General features: G+C 46.3%; 20 protein-coding genes and 1 other annotated feature. Of the genes, 6 read left to right on the forward strand and 14 right to left on the reverse strand.

Annotation, left to right across the window (positions count from 1 at the left end):
* Positions 1-52: 52 nt before the first annotated feature.
* The 9 genes from BLV50_RS25130 to BLV50_RS25170 all read right to left on the reverse strand — a co-directional run bounded on the left by BLV50_RS25130 (position 53) and on the right by BLV50_RS25170 (position 11,063).
* Positions 53-802, reverse strand: a complete 750-nt coding sequence (locus BLV50_RS25130; protein ID WP_076290920.1) for a Cof-type HAD-IIB family hydrolase — start codon at positions 800-802, stop codon at positions 53-55.
* A 283-nt stretch (positions 803-1,085) separates the two neighbouring features.
* The gene (locus BLV50_RS25135) at positions 1,086-1,958 is read right to left on the reverse strand and encodes a metal ABC transporter permease (protein WP_079696677.1); all 873 of its coding nucleotides are present in this window, start codon (positions 1,956-1,958) and stop codon (positions 1,086-1,088) included.
* Positions 1,958-2,917, reverse strand: coding sequence for a metal ABC transporter permease (locus tag BLV50_RS25140; RefSeq protein WP_072735496.1), 960 nt, complete (start codon positions 2,915-2,917; stop codon positions 1,958-1,960). Before BLV50_RS25140 ends, BLV50_RS25135 begins: the two co-directional genes overlap by 1 nt.
* A 3-nt stretch (positions 2,918-2,920) precedes the next feature.
* On the reverse strand, positions 2,921-3,742 hold the full coding sequence (locus BLV50_RS25145) for a metal ABC transporter ATP-binding protein (protein WP_256336684.1): 822 nt from the start codon (positions 3,740-3,742) through the stop codon (positions 2,921-2,923).
* Between the two features lie 31 nt (positions 3,743-3,773).
* Complete coding sequence (locus BLV50_RS25150) at positions 3,774-4,721, reverse strand: metal ABC transporter solute-binding protein, Zn/Mn family (RefSeq protein ID WP_079696714.1); 948 nt, start codon at positions 4,719-4,721, stop codon at positions 3,774-3,776.
* Between the two features lie 240 nt (positions 4,722-4,961).
* Positions 4,962-6,938, reverse strand: a complete 1,977-nt coding sequence (locus BLV50_RS25155; protein ID WP_083584868.1) for a peptidoglycan D,D-transpeptidase FtsI family protein — start codon at positions 6,936-6,938, stop codon at positions 4,962-4,964.
* 369 nt (positions 6,939-7,307) lie between these two features.
* Entirely contained in the window at positions 7,308-9,335 is a 2,028-nt protein-coding gene (locus BLV50_RS25160; protein WP_072735498.1) for a peptidoglycan D,D-transpeptidase FtsI family protein, read from the reverse strand.
* Positions 9,336-9,440: 105 nt separating this feature from the next.
* Positions 9,441-10,538, reverse strand: coding sequence for a transglutaminase domain-containing protein (locus tag BLV50_RS25165; RefSeq protein WP_072735538.1), 1,098 nt, complete (start codon positions 10,536-10,538; stop codon positions 9,441-9,443).
* A gap of 66 nt (positions 10,539-10,604) precedes the next feature.
* Entirely contained in the window at positions 10,605-11,063 is a 459-nt protein-coding gene (locus tag BLV50_RS25170; protein ID WP_072735539.1) for an ATPase, read from the reverse strand.
* A 216-nt stretch (positions 11,064-11,279) separates the two neighbouring features.
* Here BLV50_RS25170 and BLV50_RS25175 point away from each other — a divergent pair, with 216 nt between their 5' ends.
* Both BLV50_RS25175 and BLV50_RS25180 read left to right on the forward strand, forming a co-directional pair.
* A complete protein-coding gene (locus BLV50_RS25175) occupies positions 11,280-12,455 on the forward strand; it encodes an MFS transporter (RefSeq protein ID WP_063566132.1) in 1,176 nt (391 codons plus the stop codon).
* A 301-nt stretch (positions 12,456-12,756) separates the two neighbouring features.
* Positions 12,757-13,104, forward strand: a complete 348-nt coding sequence (locus BLV50_RS25180) for a toprim domain-containing protein (protein ID WP_072735499.1) — start codon at positions 12,757-12,759, stop codon at positions 13,102-13,104.
* Positions 13,105-13,184: 80 nt separating this feature from the next.
* On the opposite strand, the gene BLV50_RS25185 is transcribed toward BLV50_RS25180, so the two are convergent.
* Both BLV50_RS25185 and cyoE read right to left on the reverse strand, forming a co-directional pair.
* On the reverse strand, positions 13,185-13,796 hold the full coding sequence (locus tag BLV50_RS25185; RefSeq protein ID WP_083584878.1) for an SCO family protein: 612 nt from the start codon (positions 13,794-13,796) through the stop codon (positions 13,185-13,187).
* Positions 13,797-14,027: 231 nt separating this feature from the next.
* Positions 14,028-14,957, reverse strand: a complete 930-nt coding sequence (gene cyoE / locus BLV50_RS25190; RefSeq protein WP_072735501.1) for a heme o synthase — start codon at positions 14,955-14,957, stop codon at positions 14,028-14,030.
* A gap of 253 nt (positions 14,958-15,210) precedes the next feature.
* Here cyoE and BLV50_RS25195 point away from each other — a divergent pair, with 253 nt between their 5' ends.
* Positions 15,211-16,191 (forward strand): metal-dependent hydrolase, encoded by a 981-nt coding sequence (locus BLV50_RS25195; RefSeq protein WP_063566136.1) that lies wholly within the window; start codon positions 15,211-15,213, stop codon positions 16,189-16,191.
* Between the two features lie 107 nt (positions 16,192-16,298).
* Here BLV50_RS25195 and BLV50_RS25200 read toward each other — a convergent pair whose 3' ends face one another.
* Positions 16,299-16,517 (reverse strand): alpha/beta-type small acid-soluble spore protein, encoded by a 219-nt coding sequence (locus tag BLV50_RS25200; protein WP_017692386.1) that lies wholly within the window; start codon positions 16,515-16,517, stop codon positions 16,299-16,301.
* Between the two features lie 120 nt (positions 16,518-16,637).
* Here BLV50_RS25200 and BLV50_RS25205 point away from each other — a divergent pair, with 120 nt between their 5' ends.
* Positions 16,638-16,835: a hypothetical protein gene (locus BLV50_RS25205; RefSeq protein WP_063566137.1), complete on the forward strand. Its 198-nt coding sequence runs from the start codon at positions 16,638-16,640 to the stop codon at positions 16,833-16,835.
* A 110-nt stretch (positions 16,836-16,945) separates the two neighbouring features.
* On the opposite strand, the gene trpS is transcribed toward BLV50_RS25205, so the two are convergent.
* Positions 16,946-17,938, reverse strand: a complete 993-nt coding sequence (trpS, locus tag BLV50_RS25210) for a tryptophan--tRNA ligase (protein WP_072735502.1) — start codon at positions 17,936-17,938, stop codon at positions 16,946-16,948.
* A 64-nt stretch (positions 17,939-18,002) separates the two neighbouring features.
* Positions 18,003-18,268 (reverse strand) — a binding site (T-box leader).
* Between the two features lie 249 nt (positions 18,269-18,517).
* Between trpS and BLV50_RS25215 the strand changes: the two genes are divergently transcribed.
* Together BLV50_RS25215 and BLV50_RS25220 are read left to right on the forward strand one after the other, a co-directional pair.
* Positions 18,518-19,492, forward strand: a complete 975-nt coding sequence (locus tag BLV50_RS25215; RefSeq protein ID WP_079696682.1) for an aldose 1-epimerase — start codon at positions 18,518-18,520, stop codon at positions 19,490-19,492.
* Positions 19,493-19,693: 201 nt separating this feature from the next.
* Positions 19,694-19,927: an alpha/beta-type small acid-soluble spore protein gene (locus BLV50_RS25220; RefSeq protein ID WP_063566140.1), complete on the forward strand. Its 234-nt coding sequence runs from the start codon at positions 19,694-19,696 to the stop codon at positions 19,925-19,927.
* Positions 19,928-20,005: 78 nt separating this feature from the next.
* Here BLV50_RS25220 and BLV50_RS25225 read toward each other — a convergent pair whose 3' ends face one another.
* Positions 20,006-20,419: a hypothetical protein gene (locus tag BLV50_RS25225; protein ID WP_063566141.1), complete on the reverse strand. Its 414-nt coding sequence runs from the start codon at positions 20,417-20,419 to the stop codon at positions 20,006-20,008.
* Between the last annotated feature and the right edge of the window lie 135 nt (positions 20,420-20,554).

Consider the following 20,554-nt stretch of genomic DNA (forward strand, 5'->3'; position numbering starts at 1 on the left):
CCACCGCAAACAGCAGTACAATTAAAATCCAGCCAACGGTTGCGAGCAAAGGTTATTCCCCCTTCAAAATATGATCACGGATGACTTCGACAATGCCATCTTCGTTGTTGCTCGCTACGATCAGGTCAGCCGCTTCCTTCACTTGCTCCTGCGCGTTGCCCATGGCAACACCAAGACCCACGGCTTCAATAACCGCCAGATCATTCAGGCTGTCTCCAACAGCAACCACTTCGGACATCTCTATGCCCAGAAGCTTGCAAACTTCAGCTACGCCACTCGCTTTGGATACTCCACCAGGATTAATTTCAATATTAACAGGTGAGGAGTTCGTCATTTGCAAGCCGCCCATTTGTTGCAGCTCCATCATAATCTGGTGACGGACTTCATCTACTTCGGTATTGAATCCGAATTTCAGCCATTCCAGACCTTCAATATTGTCCGTCCAGCGATCACGGTTGAACAGCTCTTCCACGGAGTATGCCCAGTACCAGCTATTATATTTTTCGCCAATCTCCTGCATTTTGCGGATCAATGCCGGGTCCATCAGATGGCGCATATGCAGATCATGCGGAGCTTTCCAGACTTCACTGCCATTGACCGTTACCATCGGGGTCTCCAGCCCAAGCTGTACCGCATAAGGCATCGCATGAAAAACAGCTCTTCCCGTCGAAAGGCACACATGCACTCCCCGACGAATGGCGATCTGAATCCATTTGGCGGTTTCCTGTGTGATCTCATGATTATCGTTAAGCAATGTTCCATCCATATCCAATGCAAGCAATTTGTATTTTAGTTCACTCATACCGTATTTCCTCCTCAGTTGTCTCTCTACTTCTCCCTATCCAAATACTCTCACAAAAAGATCGCCCGGCATCCGCGTAAGCGGATGCTCCGGACGTCACAGCTAACGACATTTTACCACAGATCGTCGGCCTGCAACAAAGTAACCCGCGATATGGGTGAACCTTTGCAACAAGGGCACAGGTGTCTATTCCAATTCGTGTAAGAGTCTGGTATAAGATAAAACTTACCCGTATCCATGAAAAAACCGCCTGCAATGCAGGCGGCTGCTACTTTTTTATCCATTAACGTGCCGCGAATTTGCGACGAGCATATCGGAAGACAATACCATGCTTTGGAGACAGCAACAGGGCCAGCACAAACAGAATTCCTGCTACCGCCACCATGCAACCTGCAATGGAAGCATCCAGCGCGTAAGCCATGATGTAGCCCCCAACCGAGGAAGCTGCTCCTACGAGCACACTGTACAGAATCATTTTACCCAATCGATCCGTAAGTAAGTAAGCCGTCGCTGCAGGTACAATCAACATGCCTACCACGAGAATAGACCCTACGCTTTCAAATGAAGCCACTGATGTCATGGAAACGAGCCCCATAAGCAGATAGTGGAACAACACCACCGGAATGCCGCAGGCCGCAGCCAGCGCCGGATCAAAGGCACACAACTTGAACTGTTTGTAGAACAAGCCGATTACAAGGAGGATGACCAGCAAGGTGATGCCCAGCATCCAGACCGCCCTTGGGCCTACATCCGTCCCTCCAAGCGTTATGGTATCCCACTGGACATAAGCGATCTCACCGAACAAGACACAATCGAGATCCAGATCAATATGCCCGGCATTCAAACTGATCAAAATCACACCCACTGCGAAGAGTGCCGTAAACACTATTCCGATGGAAGCATCCGATGATAGTCCTCCAGCCTGTAAGCTTTGAATGAAGAACACCGTCAGTAATCCAAATACGGTTGCCCCAAGCAGCATCCATAACGAATCACGTGAACCGCTCCACAGGAAAGCAATCGCAATACCTGGGAGAACCGCATGACTGATCGCATCTCCAACCAGAGCCATCCGCCTTAATATGAGAAAACAGCCAAGAATTGCGCAAGCGGAGGATACCAGGATGGCCGTTAATAGAATCCAAAACGTTGCCATTACAACTCACCCCGTTCCTGCTGTGCTCGCTGTGCAGAGAGTGTCTGTAGCGTGGCATGTTCTTCTCTCAAGTAAGCGGATTTCGCCTGCATACTTCGCAAACGGCGTGCTAACAGTCCGCGCCGTGGAGCAAGCAATGCGGAACCTGCAAATAGCACTGTCGCTGCCAGTACCGTTACTGGCCCTGTCGGCAGATTAGGCACCAATGTGCTGAAGATTGTACCTGTCGCACCGCTCAGTGCTCCAAATACGCCGGCCAACAGTACCATAAGCGAGAGCGAGTCCGTCCAGCAGCGAGCTGCTGCCGCCGGGGTAACCAGCAAAGCGGCCACAAGCACCACGCCAACCGCCTGAATCCCCGCAACAACCGCAATAACGGTCAACAGCAGAATCAGTTGTTCCAGCATGCCAACCGGCAGTCCCATACCCCGTGCGAATCCCGGGTCAAAACTCACCAGCTTGAATTCCTTGAACCATGCCAGACAAGCGATCAATAATACAAGACAGACACCACCCATGACATACACATCCGTCATCACCATGGATGCGGCCTGACCGAACAAATATTTATCCAGCCCACTCTGACTGCCGCTCGCACCGTGCTGAATCCGAGTAAGCATTACTACGCCAATACCGAAAAATACAGTCAGCACAATCCCCATTGCCGCATCCTGCTTGATCCGAGAATACCGTGTAATCCACGATATGCCGAAGGTCGCAACGATCCCAGCCACAAGCGCACCGAACAGAAATAATCCTACTGATTTGGTTTCAGTCAACATAAACGCGATACAAATTCCTGGCAGAGCTGCATGAGCCAGCGTATCTCCCATGAGACTTTGACGACGCAAAAATGTAAAAGAGCCAATAATTCCACTACTGAATCCGAGTAACAAGCAGCCAAGCAATATCCAGCGTGTATTGGGATCGGACAAAATGGCTACTATCCAGTTCCACATGCACTACACCTGGCCTTTCTCCGACCGGCTGCCGATCATCGCTATCCGGCCTCCGTACGTCTCTTGCAAAGTATCCGGTACAAATACTTCATTCGTGGGTCCACCTGCAACCAGCCGTCCATTAAGCAGCAACACATGGTCGAAATATTCCTCCACTGTCGCCAGATCATGGTGAACAACCAGTACGGTCTTTCCTTGCTTCTTCAGCTGTTCCAACAGTGAAATGATAGCTTTCTCCGTTGTGGCGTCCACACCTGCAAACGGCTCATCCATAAAATACAATTCGGCATCCTGTACCAGTGCTCTTGCCAGAAAGACACGCTGCTGCTGCCCTCCGGACAACTGACTGATCTGACGGTACATATAATCACCCATGCCCACTTGCTCCAGGCAGTGAGCTGCCAGATCCCGTTCTTTTTTGCCAGGACGGCGGAACCAGCCCAGATGTCCATAACGCCCCATCATGACAACATCGAGGGCGTGGGTTGGGAAATCCCAATCAACAGATTCACGCTGAGGTACGTAGCCGATACGGCGCCGCTGTTCTCGGTAGGACTGACCAAAAATTTTCACCTCGCCGTGCATTTTTGGAACAAGTCCCAGAACGGCTTTGATCAAGGTTGATTTCCCTGCCCCATTGGGACCAAGAATGCCAATCAGCTGACCTTCCGGGATATCAAAAGACACCCCACTGAGCACCGGCTTTTTATGGTAAGCCACCGCCAGGTCCCGAACGCTAAGCGGAGCTGATGTAGGCTGTGTTCCCTTCAGAAGGTTAGCATTTGGTTGTGATTGAGATTTTTCGGATAAAATTGTATCGCTCATGCTCTGTCCACTCCTCTCTTCATATCGTTTATCATTTTAATGCCTCTACAATCGTCTGAGTGTTATGGCGGATCATGCCAATATACGTTCCTTCTTCTGTTCCCTCAGCACCCATCGCATCCGAGAACAGTTCACCACCAATACTTACGGTATGTCCTTTTTCGGCTGCACCAGCAATAATGGCTTCCATCGCTTTTGCTGGTACGCTGGATTCTACAAATACCGCTTTGATATTGTTGTCCACAAGATAATCTCGCAACTCACTGACATCTCTTGCACCATATTCTGCTGCTGTACTGATTCCTTGAAGCCCCATCACTTTCATGTCATAAGCTTGGCCGAAGTATCCAAAGGCATCATGCGCCGTAACCAATACCCGGCTGGCTTCCGGAATCTCCTGGATTTTTTCCCGCACCTCGGAATCCAATGCCTCCAGTTTGGTTAGATACTGCTCTGCCTGGGCCTTGTACTCTTCTGCATGTTCCGGGTCTGCTTCCACGAGTGTATCGCGCACAGCCTCTGTGGCATGCATCCAGTGGCTAACATCAAACCAGACGTGTGGGTCGTATTCCGTTCCGCCTGTATCTTTTCCTGAACGCAATTCCTCCACCGGAATGTTCTCCGAGACAGCTGTTACTATTTTGCTCTTGGACATTTTCTCCAAGATGTCTGTCATTTTGCCTTCAAGATGCAATCCGTTATAGAAGATAACTTTTGCTTGCTCCAGCTTCCTAATATCTCCCTGTGAAGCCTTGTACAAGTGAGGATCTACCCCTGGGCCCATCAGCCCGGTCACATCAACATATGCCCCGCCGACTTCACGCGCTACATCCGCAATCATGCCTGTTGTGGCTGTGACCTGCACCTTCCCTTCACTACCTCCTGTTTCCGCTGCACCTGAGCACGCTGTTAGCACGATAACCAGAACAACAGCTGCCAGTGTCATCAACCCTCTCTGAATGCTCCTCATCTTCACCATCAACAATTCATACCGCCCCTTTCCCTCTCCTAACATAATTGTCCTCATCTAATTTTGTTGTACAAGGTATTAAAATTTATACAAGACTAATAATGTTTCCCTTGTGCAAATTTTAGCCGATGCAAAATAAAAAGGCAAGGGATAATTTCCCCTGCCTGTCCAATAGAGTATATGGGCGATTTAATTAGATTGTTTGTCTTTTTTCGCTTATCTGTGCTAATTCATTTGCGTTTCTTCACGTTACTCTGTATCTTTCCCCTGATCTTTCTTCCCTTTTGGAGTCCCATCAAGGCCATACACTTCATCGTAAGCATCGAAAATTTTACGTGCAATCGGAGACGCACTAACCGATCCAAAGCCACCTTCAGGCACAACAACCGCTATAGCCAGCTTCGGATTATCCCGTGGTGCAAATGCGATAAATACTCCGTTTTCCTTTTTGTTCGGCCCTGTTCCCTGCTCCGAGGTTCCTGTTTTTCTCGCATAATCGTAGGGGAAACCGTCAAACGAACTTACTTTGGTAACCATACCCTTGTGCACTTCATTCCAGTATGCATCCGCAAAATCAACCTCGTTTAACACTTTTGGTTTAATTTTCTTCACCACATTACCTTCTGCGTCACGGATTTCCTTTACTAAATGAGGCTCCATCCGTTTGCCTTTATTCGCAAGCATTGTCGTATATTGTGCAAGTTGAAGCGTTGTATATTTACCTTGCTGACCAAATGAGGCAAAAGCCAGACGTGTAAGAGCCGATTCATCTTTGTTTGTATACTCAAGTCTGCCCAAGAATTCACCAGGCAAGTCAACACCAGTTGATACACCCAAGCCAAATTCCTGCATGTGCTTGTGCCAAACATCAAGCCCTTTATCCGAGCCATACTTATTTAGAAGTCTCTTACCAACCATATCAATCATAAAGGCATTGGAAGATTTCTCAATAGCCCGTCTCGCTGTAATATTGCCATTATATGCTGAATGGGAGTTCTTCACTTGTCTCCCGTCTTTCCCTAAAATAGCATATCCTTGGTCGTGATACGTTTGCCCTGTCGTGAATAGTCCTTCTTTCAATCCAATCAATACACTGAGTGGCTTGATTACGGAACCTAGCAGTACAACGGATTCAGTATGTTTTTTCGAATCGTCCGGCGGGAAGGAAGCCATCGTTCCGTTGCGATAAACGTACTTGATCTTGTCATAATCCCAGTCATTTGGATCATAATCCGGCATACTCGCCATAGCCACTACATTGCCAGTATCCACTTCCATGGCTACCGCATATCCCGTAACGGCTTTCGGAAGCTTACGCAATTCATCCGTTATTGCCTGCTGTGCTGCCATCTGAATTTCTTTATTGATTGTGGAGACCAGACTGTATCCCTTCTCCGGCGGAGTCTGTTGCATCGTACCCTCTGGCAAATTACGCAAATTAATATCAATGGATTGGTAGCCGCTACGCCCACGAAGCTCTTCCTGATATTGAAATTCAAGACCATCAACTCCAACTTTTTCTTGCTGGGTATAGCGCAATCCCGGGTCGCGTTCTGTTGCTTCCGATTTGCTGATTTCTCTATACTTATCCAAGTTGTCCTGTTGGCCCTTGAACTCTCTTGTATATCCGATCACCTGAACTGCGACCCTATCGGGATCATACTTTCTTACGTTTTCCTCAAGTACCATAGCACCTGGATATTCAGCCTTCTTCTCCATAAAATAAGCAATTTCTTTCATGTTGAGATCCGATTTCACCAGACGAGGAGAATACCCATGTGCCTTCTGAGATTTGAGATCCAGTCTTTTAATGATCTCTTCTGCATCCGGCTGCTCCTTGTCCCCTGGATTAAACTGTTTAAACACAGCGGCCAGATCATGAGCCAGTTCCTCCGCTTCCTGTCTGCGGTCATCATTTCTATAATCCTCATACAACAACACATAGAGGGATTGTACAGGCTCCGAATAAGCCAGCGCGACTTCCCCTGTCGCATCATAGATTGGCCCACGAACAGGGGCGAGCGGAATATCTTTGGTATTACGGCTGGTTTCCATATAGGTCAGTTCAGGTCCCTCGACAAATTGTACAAAGGCCAACCTAAAAATTAGGATACTGAATATCACAAACGCAGCGAAAAAAAACATATTCATTCTTACACTAGACGGCTTGTTGTTGACTGGTGTATCTTCATTGGACATTTTCTTTTTCCTCAATCGGTTAAACATGGGATAAGCCTCTCCGTTCTTATGTAAAAGTAGATTCATCTATCACGCATATTGCATTAATCGGTTCAAATAACATACCTTTCCTTCTACAAGTCTATCAAAGGTCAACTGCCATGTCCTCCAGATTTTGGTTACATTTTCGTAAACAGAAGAGACATATGTCGACTCTTTCGAAACGATGTCAATACAGACATATCGTTAATCTCTTTAATCCTGAAATAAATTTTCATTCTCCTAATATAAACGTGACATGCACGATGTTTGTTACATATTGATTTGCAGCAGCTTGTCGAAAAGAGACCTCTCAGTACTGGCAAACGTAAAAAGGACCCTCGAAAGGGTCCCCTCTTTTGGAATCAAAGAATCACATTACTGTGTATCTGATTCTTTATTTTTATCTTTCTTCGGTACACCGTCCAGACCAAACTCCTCGTCATACGCGTCGAAGATCGCACGTGCAACAGGGGCAGCACTGCTCGAACCAAAGCCCCCTTCAGGAATAACCACGGCTACAGCCAGCTTCGGATTGTTACGTGGTGCATAAGCAATAAACACCCCGTTATCCACCAATTTGCCTCCGACTACCTGTGTCGATGTTCCTGTTTTTCTTGCAAAATCATAAGGGAAACCGCTAAATGAAGATACCTCGGTTGCCATGCCTCGCTGTACCTCATTCCAGTAAGCATCGTTAAAATCGACTGTGCTGAGCACCTTCGGTTTCATTTTCTCAACCACATTCCCTTGCGAATCACGAAACTCACTGACTAATTGCGGCTCCATGCGTTTTCCTTTGTTCGCCAGCATCGTGGTGTACTGAGCAAGCTGCATCGTTGTATATTTCCCCTGCTGTCCAAAGGAGGCATATACCAGCTTGGTCAAGGAACTCTCGACGCTTTCCTCACCATATTCTTTGCGCCCAAGCCATTCATTAGGCAGGTCAACACCTGTGGAGACACCTAACCCAAATTCCTCCATGTATTCATCCCAGACATTGACACCCTTTGCACCATACTTGGAGTACAGCTTCTTACCAATTTCATCAATCATAAACACGTTCGAGGAATGTCGAATCGCATCACGAGGAGTTAACGAACCATACACGTGACCGGAGGAATTCTGTACTCTGCGGTTATCCCCACCAAAAGTCGTTGAACCTCTGTCTGAATATACTGTATTTGTTGTGAAAAAACCTTCCTTCAAACCAATCAATACACTAAGTGGTTTGATTGTGGAACCAAGCAATACAACAGATTCCGCCCGTTTACCTGAATCGTCTGGCGGGAATCCACGAATGGTACCATTTTGATAAATATATTTTATTCTATCGTAATCTTCAGTACTGATACCGCCAGTTCTCCATACGTTCGTGTCGTAATCCGGCATACTGGCAGCAGCAACGATTTTCCCTGTATCCACTTCCATCGCTACCGCAAAACCTGTTTTTGCATTGGGATGAAGCTTACCGGAGACCTGATGTGTGTGCAGCCAGCTTAGTTGATCCAGTATCGCTTGTTCTGTCTTCACCTGAACATTTTTGTTAATCGTTGTAATCAGGTCGTACCCTTTTTCGGGTGGGGTAGAGCCCGCTACACCTTCAGGCAAATTCCGCAAGTCAACATCAACGGAGTTATAACCACTTTTTCCCCGCAGAACATCCTGATATTGCAGTTCCAGTCCATCAAAGCCAACAAACTCATTCTCGGTATATACAAGACCTGGGTCCGTTTGCTTTTTATTGGCCTCATCGACCTCTTTGTATTTATTGAGTGTTTTAGAGCTTTTGAACTTTTTGAGATAACCAATCGTCTGAACGGCTACCGTATCCGGATCATAGTAACGCACACTTTCCTCTACAATCTGAATTCCCTTGAATTCATCCTTGTGCTGCAGGAAATAAGCCACTTCCTCATCGGACAGATCACTCTTGATCAGACGTGGCATGAACCCGTTTGCTTTACGCGAATTGAGGTCCATTGCTTCTAAGATGTTATCGACCGTAAGGGCCTCGGAATCCTTTTTCTTATACTGCTCAAAAACATCATGCAACCGAGTTGCGATGTCCTCCACTTCCGCTATATTCGGATTTGGCTTACCATCCACATCCCCATAGTTTTTGTATAAAGTCAGATACAAGGATTGAATCGGCTTGGAGTAAGCCAGCTTGACCTCGCCCGTGGAATCATAGATGGTTCCTCTCACGGGAGCGAGTGGTACATCTTTGGTAATATTACTCGCTTCCTCCTGACTGAGCTCAGGGCCTTCCACGAATTGCAAAAATGCCAGCCGTACAATAATAACGCTAAAAATAATAAAGGAAGCGAAGAAAAATACGTTCATCCGGTAACTGAAGCGCCGCTTGTCCGTAAGTTCGTCCTTCTCTTTTGAATGATTTTTCATTCATCCTACCTCTTTCATGACTTGATGCATACCGTCCACGCTGTACAGCCTCGGCATGATAACCTGGCAACGTCGTCATCTCCCGGACCCATGTCCGGCGTAATATTAAGCTGATTGATCTTTCAGATGGGTATCGGCAAAGTTAGGAGGATTGAACCAATCACCACTAATCGCCCAAGTGGGGTCAAGCGGAATCCAGCTTTCCGAATCACTTAAATATATTTCATTCCAGGCATGTGGACCATATCCACCCTGCCCATTATAACCAAGTCCTGTAACCACTTTGACTTCCAGACCCTGTGAACGAGCCATGACTGCATATAAACGAGCGTAATCGATACATACGCCTTCACGTGTATCAAATGTATTTTGTGGCGTCTGCTCGTGCCATATGCCCTTTTGCTCATAATCATCCACTTTACCATAGTCATATTGAATGCGAGAACCTACCCAGTCATATAATGCCCTGGCTTTGGCTTCATCTGTCGTTTGACCTTTCACAATTTCTTTTGCCGCAGATTCAATATCCGCCGGAATGTTATGGTCAATGACTTCATATTTGCGTTGCAGGATCGCGCCAAGTTCCTTTTGCACGGCTTGCGTAAATACGGGCAGCTTGTCCTTAATAAATGTACCTGATAATGGCTCTATAACAAATTTGGCCCCTTGCATATAAATGGGTGAAGCCTCTACATAGCGACTAAACATGCTGCCCGGATAGAGACTTACAATCATGAACAACACGGCAATCACAATCATCCCACGGACGGAGCCAATGACTGTACCGATCACTGCACCTGTAAAACGGCTGAAAAATCCTTTGGGTCTGCTCTCTTGCTCTGCTGAACTGTATCTTCTGCTGAAAATAAGGGAAGAGAGCAATCCGAGAATCAATCGGATGAAGCCATAACTAAGCACAAACAACACGGCAAACCGCATCAGCGGAAAATCAGCAATGGCCGTAATCAATGTATAATACATCTGCTCCCATCGGTTCAATTCACGGTTTGGCATGTCTGCCGCATGCACAGACAACCATTGCTGAACATATGGCGCAAGCCATAATGTTAAACCGATGGATAACAAAATACCAATGACCGCCATAATGCCATCCATGAGGAACCCAAAGAGTCTTCCTGCCGAACGCGAAGCACCTCTGGACCACCCCTGAAGCAATGAAGCGGCCACAATCAGCAGCAGCATAATCGTTATGCCGTTGAATTCTTTCAGACTATCCAGCCAACTTTGCAGCACGTATCCATTCCTCCTTTACAACGAAGCCGGTGCTGTTCCGTTCTCCTGTGCCTGTTCGACAAACGTACGTATGGTGTCATTGTCGAGTTTCCATTCGCCAAGTGAAATTCCGCGGAAGGTCACATCGACTTTCTCTGATTGAGTTCTGCCTTTAATCTCCACATTGGGACTTGTGATGGTGAACGCCCCATCCTGTCCTTTGACGTATTTAGCTTTGGAAGCTTCCTTAAGCATCATGCTGGTAGCTTCCTTCTTCAATGTGTCCATCGTACTCGATTGTACGTCAGTAACTGTCTGTTTGATCTGATCAATGGAGATGCCGCTGTATATCAGTAGAGCCGCAATAATGATGATGGCAATCGCCCATTTCAATACGGTTTTGACCACGTTCAGAACAAAGAACAAAATGATCAACGCAACCACGATCACCAGCCAGTTCTGCATCACAAACTCTTTGATTACTTCTATGTTCATGACTACACCTTCCGTATTAGAGTTGATTATTAACACTTCCCGAATATTATACATGATTTCCGAAGCTGCTGTCAGCTAAGCCCTCCTATGTAAAAATAAACGGTCTAAGTTCGTCCCGCCGGGCGTACAAGTAGTACCATGAGGTTCTGTCCAAGGAACGGGGAACACGTCATGACCAGTTATTGAATATGCATCGCTTAACAAGGAGGGGCTTCTGTGAAAACGGCCATCTGGCTATATCTATTTTTGTTCCTTGCTGTTTTTGATTTGCACGCCCAGTATCCAATCTTGACCCCTTTCGCTATCTCGCTCGGGGCAGCCCCGACCTTCATCGGCTGGATGATGGGCATCTATTCCTTGACTCATCTCCCAGGCAATCTGATCGCCGGAACCCAAATCGACAAACATGGCAGCCGTCGTTACATTGTATTCAGTTTGCTGGGTGCAGGCATCATTTTGCTTATCCAGGCGCAAATCCATACGCCATGGCAGCTGCTCGCCCTGCGCTCCATCAGCGGGTTTGTACTTGCTTTTCTGTCTCCGGCCTGTCTCGCACTGCTTGCGCAACTGTCAAGTGATCCTATCAAGCAAGGTAAGTATATGTCAGGCCACGGCGTCGTACATACGCTGGCATCCGTGGTGTCCCCTGCCGCAGGCGCATTGATCGTCGGAGCTTTAGGATTTTCCGCCACCTTTGCGAGTCTCGGTTATCTGCTCATTCTGTCCGGCGTTATCGCATGGTTATCCATGCCCAAAGGCCTCGCTGAGGTTCAGCACGAAAAAGTGACCGAGCCCGCCATGCCTAGCAACCCAGTCGGAGAAAAAAGAAAATTCCTGCCCGTATCCTGGCGTTATTTTGCTCTGCCCCTTGTCATTGCCTGTGCTCAAGGAATTCTTTTTTTTGAACTGCCACTGCGCGGAGGCGGACATTCGTCCATGATGTCTACCGGGCTTTTGTTTTCCATTATCAGTATTGGAGCACTATTTACTCTGAGCTTGCTATTTCTCAACCGTTATTCCCCCAAACTGCGGTTGATTGCAGGTGTGCTGCTAATGTCTTTATGTTTCTTTGCTATGGCGGCCATACCACAGATTCCGTTATCATCCGTGCTTTTCGTTCTGGGGATGTCTAAAGGCATTATTTTCCCAGCCATGGCAACACTCTTTATTCATTTAAGCGGTGGAAACAAGCTGGGTCGCATCTTCTCATTGCAATCCATTGCTACCTCCATCGGTTCTTTCATCGGCCCCATCACAGCAGGACAGCTTCGTGTGGGTTTATCGCCGTATTTCATTGCCTTTGTATTATTGATGATCGGCATTATGCTGCTCCCTTATTTCACAGCCAGACGCGAAGCTGCCCTATCTGATCCCAAAAGCATACTGGGTTAACCATATCAAGATGATCATATCCATACCCTTTGACAACAGAAAGGCTTGTATTTTTCTTGGCTTTGCATCATTCCCCCATTTACAGCTAAACTATATAAAATGGACTGATGTTTTACACACAAACGGAACGGACAGACACTCACCTCAGAGTGTGGAAAAGAAGTTGAAAATCAAAGATGTTTCTGTCAGCGTAGTCGCACGTGTAAAAATTAGAAGGTCCATTTTATATAATCCAGTCGATTTTCGCTGCAACATTTCCCGGGGAATGTCGACATAAGCTCTCGATCAAGAGGTGAATATGATGCCTATTCATGTCATTGTGGAAGGTAAAAACGACCGCAGCAAACTAAAACGTCTTGTAAGACCCGAAATCAACATTTTGTGCACGTTTGGAACACTGAATTCCCTCAAGCTTGAGTCGCTGCGCAAACAGGTTGGTTACGACGAGGTCTACTTATTTATGGATAATGACAGTTCGGGCAAAAGAATCAGGGGTGTGCTGCGAGATGCCTTCCCGGATGCAGTACAGATGTATACACGACGCGGTTACGCTGGTGTAGAGGGAACTCCCGATGAATACATCATCGCCCAGCTGGAGAAAGCCGGATTGGAATCGTATATCCAATATCCTGAACTCCCATCGTTTTAAACCGTAAGAGGCTGCTCGCCGGAGTATTCATTCATCCCAGGAAGCAGCCTCTTTATTGGCTTGTTATTATGAACGCTTTTTTATTCCTTGATCAGATTGCGAATGTCTTCCGCAATGACTGCTGGTTCAACATCCTCTGTATTAAACGCATTGTATACCTTGCGCAACTCGTTATTCCGATCCACCAATCCAATCATGTTCATATGGGCAAAATCGTCCTTGTTCTCACCCTGAATGAGGATCTGGAATGAATCCTTGGCGAGCTGCTTCGTTTGATCCATATCCCCCCGCAGGAAGTACCAGCCATTATAATCCGCATGGAATCGATCTGCAAATTCCTTAATCTTCTCCTTAGTATCCACTTTTGGATCAAACGAGATGGATACAAAGGAGACATCCTTACCAAAGGTATCGTCCTCTTTTAACAGATCCTGCACCTGAGATAACGTAAACGTCGTAATTGGGCACACATCCGGACAACTGGTGAAATAAAAGTAGAACAAACGCACCTTACCTTTGGTATCATCCAGAGATACTGTGCTTCCATCCACATTTTCCATCGAAAAGGATTGAATCTCCCGAATTTCGGGTAACTTTTCCTTGCTGGCAAATACGGTGCCCCACATTAAATACACCGCCATAATTAGTGCAAGCCCTAACAGCATCCATGTCCATTTATACTTTTTTAGCATCATTATCGTCCCTTCCGATTATCAAGATCATATGAATACGCATACATAAAGTTTTAACGGTTATCTATAAAATTCATGGACTTGGATCGTGTTTTTAATGACTTTTCCTCATTCACATACCACTTTGATGCATATGTATACCAAGAACCCAACCGACAATGGGCCCCTTGTTATTGTAACTGTTCCACGGACCCGTGCCCATCTAATGTTTATTAAAGCATTTCATGCTGCTCATTTGTGCACTGTATCCAGAATCATCAATATAAAACTCAAAGAAAGATAGTTAATGGAGTAAAGGAATACCTTTTTGGCCCAGGCATCTGTATTTTGTGCACGAAAGCCTTTAAGTGCGTAGTACAGCCACAGCACGGAAAGTATCAGTGAGACGGTAAGATAGAAGATTCCTGCATACCCGTAAGCATACATGAGGACCGGGACAAAGATTTGCAAAACCAGATAAGGAATCATCTGAATCTTGGTCCGTTCAATACCCTTTACAACCGGTAGTAGTGGAAATCCACCAGCCCGATAATCTTCCACCCTGCGGATCGCGAGCGCCCAGAAGTGTGGAGGCTGCCATAAAAACAACATGGCCAGAAGCAGCCATGCGCCAAGATCCATACGCCCGGTTACTGCGACATACCCGATGACTGGCGGCATTGCACCAGACAGACCGCCAATGGAGGTGCTCCATGTCGACGAACGTTTTAACCAAAGGGTGTACATAATCACATAGACAAACATGCCAAAAATGCCGCATAATCCGGCAAGTACCCCGGAGAAGGAAAAGAGTACGGATAATCCAATCACACCCAAAATAATGGCATAGGATAGAACGACTTTGGGTGTTAAACGTCCTGTTGGCAAGGACCTGTTGCGAGTACGTTCCATTTTGAGATCAAGTTCACGATCAAAGTAGTTGTTAAATACACAAGAAGAAGCCATAATCAGCACCGTTCCAAGCAGGGTCAGCACCATCTTGCCATAGTTGACGTCCCACTGGGATGCAAGCCAAAAGCCACCAAAAACCGCAATAAGGTTGGTTCGAAGAATGCCCGGTTTCGTAATATGGATAAAATCTTTCCACGTCCCTGATTTCATCGGAGGCGCAGATCGTGTTGCCGAATCGGAAGAAGCCTGGTATCTCAATGGATTGTCCACGCTTGTGAATCCCCCTTCTTCTTGATCTCATGGAGGTTTCTCTCTCTGCCTCCGATATAAAGTTTATCACAGGAAAAGGAAAAAGAGTTTGACAATGCTCGTACAATTGCTGTCAATTGAGCAGGTTCTTGTCATATCTTTGGAAATTAGGGTGTTTTGCTTCCCGGTAGGCGGATAATATACACTATATATGGGTATCACCTAGATAGAGAAGCAAGTCGCATTAACGATACACCACACAAAGGAGACGTTTATGGATACTTCTACACATTTTGTCATGGGGATTGGTTTGGCCGGTCTGGCTTATGTCGATCCTGTTGTCGCGACGAGTCCCATGCTCGCAGCTGCGGTCATGGTTGGTACCATTGCAGGCTCGCAGGCTCCTGACATCGACACTGCGTTACGTCTCAAAAGTAACTCGCTCTACATTCGGAATCACCGGGGTATGTCTCATTCATTGCCATTTCTACTGTTATGGGTTCTGCTCATCACCGGAGTCATTGCACTGATCTTCCCGGGTGTCGCTGTTGGACACGTCGCGGCCTGGACTGCTGTCGCCGTAGGCGTACACGTTTTTACCGATTTGTTCAATACCTATGGAACCCAGGCAGCACGACCTTTTACAGAACGCTGGATTGCCTGGAACATCATTCATATTTTTGATCCGTTTCTGTTTACCACACATGTGCTGGCCATTTTGTTATGGGCTTTCGATCTGATCGCCCCTGCTCCACTCTTTGTTTCACTGTATATTTTGATTGGCTTGTATTATGTATGGCGGACAATAGCACGTGCTATGGCTGTTAGACAGGTGAAACGACTCGACAAAAATAATTCTGAGGCTCATTATATGGTCATCCCAACGATATCCTGGAACCGCTGGCATGTGGTGAAAAGATTTGTAGACGGCAGTTATGAGATTGGCAAAATGGATCATTCCGTCCTAACCTGGAATCTCCATGCTTCATCGTCCACTCACGCGGCTGTCGCCGCCTCACGCAAATCTCCTGAAGTCACTGCGTTTCTGTACTTCACCTCCTATGCTGTTGCAGAGGTGGAAGAATTACCAGCAGGATACAAGGTTCGCTGGGCAGATGTGCGTTATCGACACCGCAAACAATATCCATTTGTCGCTGTAGTCGTTATGGATCGAAATTTCGAAACGATTGATACGTATGTCGGCTGGTTAAGTGACGAGAAAATGGATAAAAAACTTTTATCCGCACGCTCTTGACGAAAGGTGCATGGAAGGGCACAATCAGACATAGGAACGAATGCGCGCGAGAAAGCCCGGAGCGTTTCCGCTCCGGGCTTCTGCTTGTTGCTTTTTGGTTATAATAATTATTTGCCAGACCCAGCCAGAGACTGCTCAGCGATTTGTACCAGACGTTTGGTGATATACCCGCCCAGAGATCCTGTCTCACGGGAAGTGTAGTTACCGTAGTAACCGTCTTGTGGGATAGTTACACCCAGTTCTTGTGCAGCTTCGATTTTCAATTGTTGCAGTGCTGAGTTTGCTTGAGGTACCACCAAGTTGTTAGAACGAGATCCTTGAGCCATATTTAAAATCTCCCTTCAATCTGTGTCTGTAATGTAATTGCAAGCTTGCAAGATTATTATGGCTCGTGTGCTTCAGGTTATACGGAATTTCATCAAATTTCTATATGGAGGTTTTTCCCAATGAGCAAAGGTTTATCGCTATGGTTTGCATTCTCTTCGATTATGTTGTTAGCGGTTACGGCGATTATGATCTCTTACTCCGGCTGGTTGGCTACGCTGCTGTTTGTCGTATCCGTTGCCAACATCGGCTGGGGATTCGTTATTCGTGCAAAAAAAGAGCGTCGTGAAGCACGTACCACCTCGGAAACCGCCTCTTGACCGGTAAACTTCATAGGTATAGTACGAAACGATAATAAAGAGGAGCCCCATCAGGGCTCCTCTTTATTATGTGAACGATTCATCTACTTTAAGTTACTTGCCTCGTCCAACTACAACGTACGTCTAGGAACAAACCCCATACGTTCTTTAACCGCATTAAGTGTCTGAGAAGCCACCGCTTCTGCCCGACGAGCTGAAGTTTCCAGGATGTCTGCTAATTCGCCAGACTCACGAATCTCACGATACCGTTCCTGTAAAGGTTCAATAACGGATACGACCACTTCAGCCAGTTCTTTTTTGAACGGACCATACATTTTGCCTTCATAGCGCTCCGCTACTTCTTTCAATGACAGACCTGCGCATTCAGCGTAGATACTCATCAGGTTGCTGACCTCAGGTTTGTTTGCCGGATCATATACAACTTCACGACCGGAATCGGTTGTGGCACGACTGATTTTTTTGCGGATGACATCTGGCGGATCAAGCAAGGCAATGTAGCTGCCTGCATTGGGATTACTTTTGCTCATTTTGGAAGATGCATCATCCAGTGACATTACACGAGCACCCACCTGTGGAATATAAGGGTCTGGAATCGTGAAATACTCACCATAACGGTGGTTAAAGCGTCCCGCCAGATCGCGTGTCAGTTCCAGATGCTGCTTCTGATCCTCTCCTACAGGCACAAGATCAGCATTATACAGCAAAATATCAGCAGCCATTAATGAAGGATAGACAAACAGCCCGGCGCCAACGGAATCTTTACCGGATGATTTGTCCTTGAACTGAGTCATGCGTTCGAGCTCGCCCATCGATGTCAGTGTAGTCATCAACCAGCCCAATTCCGCGTGCTGCGGTACATGGGATTGCAGAAACACATTGGATTTCGTAGGATCGATTCCTGCTGCGATGAATAAGGCAGCTACCGCCTCAGATTGCTCACGCAGCGCTGCTGGCTCTTGAGCTACCGTTACAGCGTGAAGATCAACCACCATGAAGTGACATTGGTAGTCATGCTGCAATTTCACAAAGTTCTTAATTGCTCCGATGTAGTTGCCCAATGTGAGCTTGCCACTCGGCTGAATTCCCGAAAGTACTGTTTTCATTTCACATAACGCCTCCTATTTGTTTTGTTCCTATTCTCCGCGAACGCAAAAAGGCCCCACATCCGCAAGGGACGTGAGACCGTGGTGCCACCCTTATTCGCATTTCTCCATTCCTCTAGACCTGATTAAATCATGTAGAAGAAATGCCTTCATTTCTCCGTAACGTGGAGTATACGTCCAATTCTACTAAGGATAGCCCAAGATCAGACTTCGCCTGTTCAAACCAGCACTCAAGGGTCCATTCGGTAAAGAGTTCACACCGGTTCACATCACCCACCGGCTTTCTGAAGAGAGTTCTCTTGGCTTACTTGTCCCTGTCATCGCTTTGCTTATCATTCATTGGATAAAACGCATCGTTCAGAATACCATCTTAATCCGCACGAAGCAGAATGTCAAAATGGGAATAGCTTTTTTTACCCACTTCACAGAAATCTGTTATGATGGAATTGCTTATCCTAATCACCAGCATTCATTCGGTATGCTAATGGGATAAGTGGCATGTACACAATGACACGCCTGCAACGGCAGATAGGAATGGTCGTTTGCAGACAGATTTCAAGTGGGAAAAGGAGCATCGATATGAAAAAAGTGACCAAAGGCCAATGGAATGGTTACGACACGTATATCCTACATAGCCGTGAATTGGAGATTACCCTGCTGCCACGTCTTGGAAATAATATTATTTCGATTCGCGATTTAGTGCAGGGCCGCGATGTCGTTCGCAGTCCGGAAGAAGACGAACTTGCCTTTTATTTGCAGAAGCCGTATCACTTCGGCGTTCCGCTTCTTGTTCCGCCAGGCCGCATTCATCGAGGACAATTCGAATATGAGGGAGTTCATTACCAATTCGATCAGAATACGGCCAATGACAACCATATTCACGGCCTCCACCGCAGCCAGTCCTGGTGTGTCAGCGACATCGAAGAAGATGAAGATGGCTGTGCAATTACAACGGAATTATTAACTGAAAATGAAAAGCATTGGATGGCTCAATTTCCAATTCCTTTGAAGCTTGAGATGACGTTCAGACTACAAAACGCGGTGTTAAGCCAGCGTCTGCGTGTGACCAATCTGAGCTCTACTCCTGCTCCTTTTGGAATGGGATATCATACATGGTTTCTGCTTGACGGCAAACCTGCCGAATGGTCACTTCAACTTCCTGTGTCCGGAATTTACGCTCAGAATGAAGAACAACTGCCTACTGGTGAGATTGAATCTCTCGGAGAATGGTCTTCTTTGAACGAAGGCATGAACATGCAAGGACGAAACTGGGATACCATTTTGAAAGCTGCCGAAGGGCAACCAGCAGTAGCTCACTTGCGCAGACAGGATGGATATACGCTGAAATATTCAGCGGATGAGGCATATTTCAAACATTGGGTCCTCTTTACAAAGGGCGAATCCGATCAATTTCTATGCATTGAACCTTATACCTGGCTTCCTGATGCACCCAATTTGAATTTAACAGACGAGCAAACGGGACTGATTCGTCTAGAACCTGAACAGCCCGTTGAGCTATTTACACGTATTGAGATTGTTCCGCCAACCGAGTAGTAATCTTGTACTCTCAGGGATCTTCTAGGGAACATAACCCCTATTTTTTCCTTTTATTCTACGTAGCCGATCCATACCGGGTCGGCTTTTTTCATGTTATATCTCATTTCTATTATCCAAATTTTCCCTTACGCCATATCATGCATATTTCCTCATTCTCTAACCATACTAACATCACCAAGCCATAAGGAGGTGACACACATGTACGGAGGTCAAAACCAAGGTAGCGGAAGCCGCTCCAACAATCTGGTTGTTCCCCAAGCAAACGCAGCATTGCAACAATTGAAAATTGAAGCTGCACAAGAGCTGGGTGTAACTATTCCCCAAGACGGTTACTACGGTAACTACACTTCCCGTGAGACAGGTTCTCTGGGTGGTTACATCACTAAACGTCTGGTCCAAATCGCTGAGCAGCAATTATCGGGTCGTTCGTAAGCTCGTAATTTGTGCTCGTATATGCAACAACAAAAAGCGGCCTTCCTCGGAAGTGCCGCTTTCCTGTGCTCATCACAATTATGAAGACGACTCCATGCCTGAATCCATGTATGTATTGGTTCTTGGATAACGAATCATCAGGTTCGCCATATTATAGTTGGACTCCATCGTGGCATCAACCAGAATCATGCCTTGTCTTACTGTAAAATCATATGCAATTTCTCCATGAGTCCAATTTCGCTTGAATTTCAAAGTTTCCAGTGCCATTGCGCGGAAAGAAGAGCGCTGGGTTTCGTTTAATCCACCGTCCTCCACTTCCATTTGACCGTCACGTCCGGTTATCGGATTATGTCGAATCCCAAACTTCCCAATTACATTATTTCGTATTTGCACAAAAACCACACCTGAATCTAACCCTGATAATTCATGATCAAGCTCTTTGAACACCAGATCCAACTGTCGTGCTAATGAAAGCTGGTCAATTTTTACCATAACGCTCCTCCTTTATGCACTTCATCCTACAAAACAAGGACTTACGACTCATTATATGACAACAAATGTGGTCATTCAACAAAGTCAAACAAACTTGGGTAATTATAACTATAATTTGCACAATTAATTGCCATT

This window comes from Paenibacillus sp. 276b, from assembly GCF_900107875.1.
Classification (GTDB): domain Bacteria; phylum Bacillota; class Bacilli; order Paenibacillales; family Paenibacillaceae; genus Paenibacillus; species Paenibacillus marchantiae.